Below are 1,272 nucleotides of genomic sequence, written 5' to 3'. Positions count from 1 at the left end.
AGCATGTGGTTTAATTCGATGCAACGCGAAGAACCTTACCTACTCTTGACATCCAGAGAACTTAGCAGAGATGCTTTGGTGCCTTCGGGAACTCTGAGACAGGTGCTGCATGGCTGTCGTCAGCTCGTGTTGTGAAATGTTGGGTTAAGTCCCGCAACGAGCGCAACCCTTATCCTTTGTTGCCAGCGGTTCGGCCGGGAACTCAAAGGAGACTGCCAGTGATAAACTGGAGGAAGGTGGGGATGACGTCAAGTCATCATGGCCCTTACGAGTAGGGCTACACACGTGCTACAATGGCATATACAAAGAGAAGCGACCTCGCGAGAGCAAGCGGACCTCATAAAGTATGTCGTAGTCCGGATTGGAGTCTGCAACTCGACTCCATGAAGTCGGAATCGCTAGTAATCGTAGATCAGAATGCTACGGTGAATACGTTCCCGGGCCTTGTACACACCGCCCGTCACACCATGGGAGTGGGTTGCAAAAGAAGTAGGTAGCTTAACCTTCGGGAGGGCGCTTACCACTTTGTGATTCATGACTGGGGTGAAGTCGTAACAAGGTAACCGTAGGGGAACCTGCGGTTGGATCACCTCCTTACCTAAAGATATTGATTCGAGTGGCGTGCTCACACAGATTGTCTGATGAAAAGTAACGAGCAAAGCGCTACCTGTTGATGCCATGAGTCATTCATGCTGATACGAACCGATTAAGTTATTCAGTTTAATCGGATTTTCGTGTCCCCATCGTCTAGAGGCCTAGGACACTGCCCTTTCACGGCTGTAACAGGGGTTCGAATCCCCTTGGGGACGCCATTCCGATAATGAGTGAAAGACATTATCACCGGTTAGCGATAACCGAAAAAATCTTAAAGATGACTTGCGAGTCATGTTTAAGATATTGCTCTTTAACAATCTGGAACAAGCTGAAAATTGAAACATGACGGCTGAAATTTATCCCTCCGTAGATGTACTGGGATGAAGAGTAACCTGTCATAGAGTCTCTCAAATGTTTGCAGCACGAACGATGGAAACATCTTCGGGTTGTGAGGTTAAGTGACTAAGCGTATACGGTGGATGCCTAGGCAGTCAGAGGCGATGAAGGGCGTGCTAATCTGCGAAAAGCGTCGGTAAGGTGATATGAACCGTTATAACCGGCGATACCCGAATGGGGAAACCCAGTGTGTTTCGACACACTATCATGTCCCGTGGATGTACCGGTCCTTGAACTGCCGACTCGCGGTGACACCACGCTCACCCGGCAGCTCGGCCCGCC

1 tRNA gene and 2 rRNA genes are annotated in these 1,272 nt (G+C 49.6%); all 3 read left to right on the top strand.

The annotated features are described in order from the left end of the window. Positions 1 to 597 (top strand): 16S ribosomal RNA (locus AB0C59_RS34830); the annotation flags it as partial. Positions 598 to 736: 139 nt separating this feature from the next. Then, positions 737 to 812: transfer RNA gene (locus AB0C59_RS34825), tRNA-Glu, on the top strand. Positions 813 to 1,046: 234 nt separating this feature from the next. Then, positions 1,047 to 1,272 (top strand): 23S ribosomal RNA (locus AB0C59_RS34820); the annotation flags it as partial.

The sequence above is a fragment of the Streptomyces sp. NPDC048664 genome (genome assembly GCF_040650555.1).
GTDB lineage: Bacteria > Actinomycetota > Actinomycetes > Streptomycetales > Streptomycetaceae > Streptomyces.
The sequence above is the reverse complement of the archived record's forward strand: the minus strand, read 5'-3'. Positions and strand labels throughout refer to the sequence as shown.